The sequence below is a fragment of the Microcoleus sp. LAD1_D5 genome (assembly GCF_036702115.1).
Taxonomy (GTDB): Bacteria; Cyanobacteriota; Cyanobacteriia; order Cyanobacteriales; family Microcoleaceae; genus Microcoleus.
The window spans coordinates 125,113-131,112 of the sequence record NZ_JAUBSA010000010.1 but is presented as its reverse complement, the minus strand read 5'-3'; the positions used below and the strand labels follow the sequence as shown (position 1 = coordinate 131,112).

Sequence of the window (6,000 nt, the reverse complement as noted above, 5' to 3'; positions counted from 1 at the left end):
GGTTTTTGGCTGGCATTTTTGTAAAAATTGACTAAACTTAATTTTTATTATACCCTATTTAAAGGTACAACAGCTTATGACTTAGATAATAAATAGTTTGGCTTTTTATCTATAGCAGTAAGGCGTGCATTGTCCATCCTCCGAGCGTGAGTTATGGTGCGCCTCGGCGCACCCTACAGTTTTATTAAAGCGATCGCAACTTCTGGGCTAAAACATCGACATAACGTTCGCTGCTGTGCTGGTTCACAACCATTTCGTAGCCCCGCTGCGCTTGAGATTCAGCTTCTTGAGGATTTTTTAGCAAATGGACGATCGCCTCGCGCAAACCTGCTGCATCTCCCACATCTACCACTTTGGCAATATCCGGGGCCGCTAAATAATCGACCATACCTTGAGTCCGAGTCATGACGACCGGCCGCTTGCAGGCCATTGCTTCCAGTAAAGCCTGCACTCCAGCAGCATATTTATTGTCCACCAAACAAACTGCAATTACGTCTGCATCGCCGTAAAGCTGCAGTAAATCTGGCCATTCGTAGAATTTGCGCGACATATTTTCTGGCATAGTATCGGGGAAAGCTTTCGATAAAGCCTTGGCATCTTTAGAAAAACCGCTAATTTTTACGTCAACATCTAAGTCAGCAGTTGCTGCTGCTAAGAGTCGGTAGTCGCGCTTTTCTAATCCCACGCTAACAACTGTTTGCCGCTTTTTCTCGGCAGAAACGGGGCCCGGTGTAAAAAACTGAGTATCTGTCTGGTCTAGAAGCACTAAAATGCGGGATTCAGGTATAGCTAAATAACTACGGAGGAAGTCAGCTTGAGGGGTGGCGCAGGCCATGAACACATCAATTTTGTCAGCCAAACCAAATAGTTTCAGCGCGAGGCGGCCGCGCGGCCGATCGACATTGTGGAAATGTACAACAATTTTCGGGCGATTGGGCAATTGGCCACACATCGCCGCTACTGGAACGCCAATGTCACCGCCGTTACAAAATATCACGTCGTCGCTACTGACTTGCTTGGACAATTTGCGCGCGGCGGCCCAATGTTCGGGTTTAGAAGAAATTTTCGATAGCAGCTTGTCGCTCAACGATATCGCTTCGCCATCTGGGGCATGAACGGTGGCATTTAAGCGGTCTCTGAGGGCTCGCAGGACGTGGCGAGGGCATTTGCCGAGTTGTGCATCGCGGTCAATTCCATCTAGGTCTATTTTGCGACCTAATGCCAAATGGTATTTCAAACTATTCTCCTTAGAATTCTGCAGGTGCTGCCACAAATTATCTAACCTCAGAAGATTTTATCCTCTACTGTTGAACGTGCTGGTCCGATCGAGAAATTTTAGATTTTAGATTTTAGATTTTACTCTACAGATGAATCTGGGGGGTTCTCCCTCATGTCTAATTTTTTTTGAGTTCCACCAATCCTGTCTGGGGCTTGTATAGCAACGGCCCTCATGGTTAGGAAACCGGGTTTATGGACACCCGGCCGCAAATCCTCTACGAATCAAAAACAGTGACACCCGCCGATCGATTCCAAGGACTTAAGCTTTTATGCTGAAGTTAGCTAAAGCATTTATGTTTAACCTCATGTATATTTCTCCAGAGCAAGACCAAAAAATTCGCTACACCCTCCGCGAGTGCGGTCAAGAAGCTTACAAGCTAGCAGCCGAACCTTTTGAAGTTTCCGAGAAAGGGCCCAACGACTACGTGACGAGTATCGATCAATACCTAGACCGACAACTATCGGCAGCATTTAGCGCTTTGTTTCCTGAAGATGGCAGGATCACGGAGGAAAACAGCGCCTCCAGAGCAGCTTACGGGGCTAATTACCAGCGCCTCTGGTGCATCGATCCCCTCGATGGGACTGAAGAATTTATTCGGGGAAAACTCCACTACGCTTCGATGGTGGGGCTGCTGCTTGAGGACGAACCAGTGGCCGGTTGGATCTACGCCCCGGCTTTTGACCAAATGTATTTTGGCGGCAAAGATTGGGGATTGTTCCAAAGTGTGGGAACCCAAGCGGCGCAGCCGATCGCCCTGTGCAAACCCCCGGCCCCGACAGCGGAAAATTGTAAAATTATTCTCGGAGATAAAGACCAGAAAAACTACGCCCGGGCGATCGCCCAAAGCATCCCCGGAGCCGAATTTTACTCGCTGGGCAGCTTTGGCTTAAAAGTGATGGAAGTTATCTTCGGTAGAGCCGGTTTGTACCTGTATCTCAACGGCAGAGTTAAAGTGTGGGATACCGCCGGCCCTCTGGCTCTAGCAAAAGCAGCGGGATTGGTTTGTTGCGACTTGCAAGGTCAACCGCTGAGGTGGACTAAAGATGTGATCGAGCCGGAGACTCTGGCCCACACGCAGTCAATCGCGATCGGCTGGCCGGAATACATAGAACCTCTGTTGGGTAAAGTTCAACAGGCAGTGGCAGGCTTGTAAAGCCGTTTAAGATTAAAGAATCTGCCAATTTTAAGTGAAGCGGGCCTGTGCACCCTTATCATCAATTAAAGGAGCAACGGATTGTTTGTGTTCCCAAACATCGATCGTTCCCTAGCTGTTGGGTGTCGCCTAATCATATTTCCCACCTCCGCGAGTTTGCATGAAGACAGAAGCTTTCAGTGAGCTATTCCCTCTATTTAAGGGTGCTAACCCAGAAACCTTGGGAGGGCTGCTATCAAATGCCGTCAAGCATGAGTATCCCCCGGGCCGAGCTGTGGTGATGGAGGATTCTTGGGGCAACGCGATTTACTTTGTCGTGTCTGGCTGGGTAAAAGTCCGGCGCTTGTCAAACGATCGAGCTGTATCAATGGCTATTTTAGGACGGGGTGCCTTCTTCGGTGAAATGGCCATTCTGGACGAATCTCCCCGATCAAATGACGTACTTGCTCTATCCCCCGTGCGACTTCTCAGCGTCACAGCTCAACGATTTATCCAAACCCTGTTTAAAGACCCGCAATTGCACCACCGGATGCTGCAACTGATGGTGCGGCGGCTCCGCCAAACCAATCTCCGCTATCAACTCCGCAACCGCCAGCCAGCGGTTAAACTAGCAAATACTTTAGTCGAGCTGGCAGAAAACTACGGTCAGAAAACTGCTGAGGGCAAAGATATCTTCAATATTCCTTATGAAGACTTAGCTGATGTCACAGATATCACCCTAGATGAAACCAGCAAAATTATGGAAAAACTCGATAGTAAAGGTTGGATCAAAATAGATCCAGACCGCCAAACTATCCATTTGATCAACCTCAAGCACTTGATTAATTTGGCAAGTCAATGACTGATCTTACTTGTTTGGATACTTCGTCCGCGGCCGGCAACAGTGAGGAGCAACTAACAGCACCGACAATTCAATATTCGGTGGCGATGCCCAATCCTGCATCCCACCTCTTTGAAGTGACTTTGCGCGTGCAAGGTTGGTCGGAGTCTGTTCTCGATTTAAAAATGCCTGTCTGGACTCCCGGTTCTTACTTGGTTCGAGAGTACGCCCGCCACCTGCAAGATTTTAGCTCCCAGGCGGGCGATTCCCTACGGGATAGCTACGCCGCGCGTGCTTTACCTTGGCGCAAGCTCAGCAAAAATCACTGGCAAATCGAGACCAATTCGGTGTCAGATATCACGGTTCGCTATCGCATTTTTGCCAACGAACTGACAGTGCGAACCAATCATTTAGACTCGACTCACGGTTATTTTAATCCAGCGGCTCTGTGCTTTTTCTTGCCAGGTTTTGAGCGCAACTGCTACACCGTGACAGTTGTGCCGCCGCAGCCGGAATGGCGCACAGTTACTGCTTTGCCACCTGTTTCCGGGCAAAATCTTACTTTTGCTGCTGCGGATTTTGACACTCTCGTAGACAGTCCTTTTGAGATTGGCTATCACGAAGTGTACGAGTTTGAAGTGATGGGAAAACCCCACCAGCTAGTTGTTTGGGGAAAAGGCAATTTAGAACCCGATCGGGCGATTCAAGACATCCAAAAAGTCATTGAGGTTGAAGCCAAAATGTTCGGCGGTTTGCCTTACGAACGCTATGTGTTTTTCCTGCATTTGTCCAGCTCTGGTTTTGGCGGTTTGGAACACAAGGAGAGTTGCACTCTCAACTATCCGCGTTTTAATTTTCGGGCTAAAGACAAGTACGAACGCTTTATTCAGTTGGTGGCTCACGAGTTTTTTCACCTCTGGAATGTCAAGCGGATTCGACCGAAAGCTCTCGAAGTATTTGACTACGAAAAAGAGAACTACACTCCTTCTTTATGGTTCTCTGAAGGCACGACCAGTTATTACGATTTGGTGATTCCTTTTCGAGCTGGTATCTACAGCGTGAAAGGTTATTTCCAAAATTTGGCTAAGGAAATCACTCGCTTGCAGACGACTCCGGGGCGGAACGTGCAGCCTGTCAGTGAGTCGAGCTGGGATGCTTGGATTAAACTTTATCGCCGGGATGCTAACAGCGATAATTCGCAGATTTCCTATTATTTGAAAGGGGAAGTTGTTTCGTTTTTGCTCGATTTGTTGATTCGAGCCAGACACGGCAACGAGCGATCGCTCGACGATGTGATGCGTTTGATGTGGCAGAAGTTTGGCAAGGCTAATTCCCGTAAAAACGACGATTTTGAACTGAAGCCGGAAACAGAGGGCAAGCCGGCGCATTTGACATCAAACGGAGAGTTAAATTCTCCTTCGCGGCCCGCAGAAATAGGCTTTACTCCGGAAGAGTTGCAAAGTGCGATCGAGTCAGTCGCCGGCCTCGATTTGAGCGACTTTTTCGCGCGCTATATAGACGGCACAGAAGAGTTGCCTTACAACAAGTATCTGGAACCTTTTGGGCTGCAAATTTGGGTAGATGAAAGTGACCAAACGCCTCGCATCGGTTGGACGTTGGGAGCCGAAAACGGGCGGGAAATGGTTAAATTTGTCGCAATAGGCTCTCCGGCACAATTAGCAGGAATTGACGCTGGGGACGAGTTGCTGGCGATCGAAGGTTTTCGGGTAAATTCAGAACAAGCGGGTGAGAGGCTTAAAGATTATCAGCCGGGGGACACAATAGAGGTGACGGTTTTTCACCAAGACGAACTGCGGACTTGTCGTGTTACTCTCGCGCCGCCGGAACCGACCCGTTACTCGATCGTGCCGGTGGAAAAGCCCACGGCTATTCAGAAACAAAACTTTACTGGATGGCTGGGAGTTCCTCTATCGAAATTGTGACATAAATGAAGGGGAAGGGGAAAGAAAAGACAAGAAGGAATCAGGCCCAATTCCCAATTCCCAATTCCCAATTCCCAACTCCCAATTACCAATTACCAATTTTAATTATGCAAACCCCACCTCCTCCATCAATTACGCCCCGCCAGATGAATCTGCTGAGAATTGTTGCTTCTATGGCCTGGGCTGACGGCGAACTCGCGACAGAAGAAGTTAATTTAATGCTCGATCGCTTTTGCGGTTTGTTTGCCCCAGATACTGACGCACAACAAATGCAACAAGAACTGCGGGATTATATCATGCAAAATATCCCCCTTGATGAGTTGATCGGTCAACTAGAAACTCAAGATGAAAGGGAATTAGTCTTGCAACTCGGCTATGAAGTGATTTCATCTAGTTCTCGCACTCCCGATGAACCAAAAATTAACGCAGAAGAAGCCGCAGCTTATCAAAAATTAGTGCAGTTGCTCAATCTTCCAGAGGATGCGGTCAAGCGTATTGAAGCTGAAGCATCGGCGACAGATACTTCGGAGGGAATTGTAGAGAAGATGGCTCACAAATTAGAAAAGTTCATCAAAGGTTAATTTAGGACTTGTGCGCGCTTGGCTTAGAAACCCGGTTTCTTCCTAGATTTCTCGTTAATAAACCTGGAATTTTTCCTAGAAACCGGGAATAAGCCTCCCATCGGTAATTCTTGTTACCTAAGTATCTGAATAATAATTTTCTGAGTGCAACTCTTTACAACTAAAGCTGAATGGAAATAAACCGGATTGTGACTCCCAATTTCCTAAGATAGAGTAACAAATAA

General features: G+C 47.8%; 5 protein-coding genes. 4 read left to right on the top strand and 1 reads right to left on the bottom strand.

From position 1 onward, the window contains the following. Positions 1 to 184: 184 nt before the first annotated feature. The gene (locus tag QUA70_RS07460) at positions 185 to 1,237 is read right to left on the bottom strand and encodes a glycosyltransferase family 4 protein (RefSeq protein ID WP_333345849.1); all 1,053 of its coding nucleotides are present in this window, start codon (positions 1,235 to 1,237) and stop codon (positions 185 to 187) included. Between the two features lie 310 nt (positions 1,238 to 1,547). Here QUA70_RS07460 and QUA70_RS07455 point away from each other — a divergent pair, with 310 nt between their 5' ends. From QUA70_RS07455 to QUA70_RS07440, 4 genes are all read left to right on the top strand, one after another. Further along, on the top strand, positions 1,548 to 2,432 hold the full coding sequence (locus tag QUA70_RS07455) for an inositol monophosphatase family protein (protein WP_333345852.1): 885 nt from the start codon (positions 1,548 to 1,550) through the stop codon (positions 2,430 to 2,432). A 160-nt stretch (positions 2,433 to 2,592) separates the two neighbouring features. Further along, the gene (locus QUA70_RS07450) at positions 2,593 to 3,273 is read left to right on the top strand and encodes a Crp/Fnr family transcriptional regulator (RefSeq protein ID WP_333045993.1); all 681 of its coding nucleotides are present in this window, start codon (positions 2,593 to 2,595) and stop codon (positions 3,271 to 3,273) included. Continuing rightward, positions 3,270 to 5,195 (top strand): M61 family metallopeptidase, encoded by a 1,926-nt coding sequence (locus tag QUA70_RS07445; RefSeq protein ID WP_333345854.1) that lies wholly within the window; start codon positions 3,270 to 3,272, stop codon positions 5,193 to 5,195. The genes QUA70_RS07450 and QUA70_RS07445 overlap by 4 nt, the downstream gene beginning before the upstream one ends. Before the next feature lie 107 nt (positions 5,196 to 5,302). Then, the gene (locus QUA70_RS07440; RefSeq protein ID WP_333324924.1) at positions 5,303 to 5,776 is read left to right on the top strand and encodes a TerB family tellurite resistance protein; all 474 of its coding nucleotides are present in this window, start codon (positions 5,303 to 5,305) and stop codon (positions 5,774 to 5,776) included. Positions 5,777 to 6,000: the final 224 nt, after the last annotated feature.

Bases quoted from the DNA above. Each gene is read 5' to 3' on its own strand.
- QUA70_RS07440 (WP_333324924.1), top strand. From the start codon at position 5,303: ATGCAAACCCCACCTCCTCCATCAATTACGCCCCGCCAGATGAATCTG.
- QUA70_RS07455 (WP_333345852.1), top strand. From the start codon at position 1,548: ATGCTGAAGTTAGCTAAAGCATTTATGTTTAACCTCATGTATATTTCT.
- QUA70_RS07450 (WP_333045993.1), top strand. From the start codon at position 2,593: ATGAAGACAGAAGCTTTCAGTGAGCTATTCCCTCTATTTAAGGGTGCT.
- QUA70_RS07445 (WP_333345854.1), top strand. From the start codon at position 3,270: ATGACTGATCTTACTTGTTTGGATACTTCGTCCGCGGCCGGCAACAGT.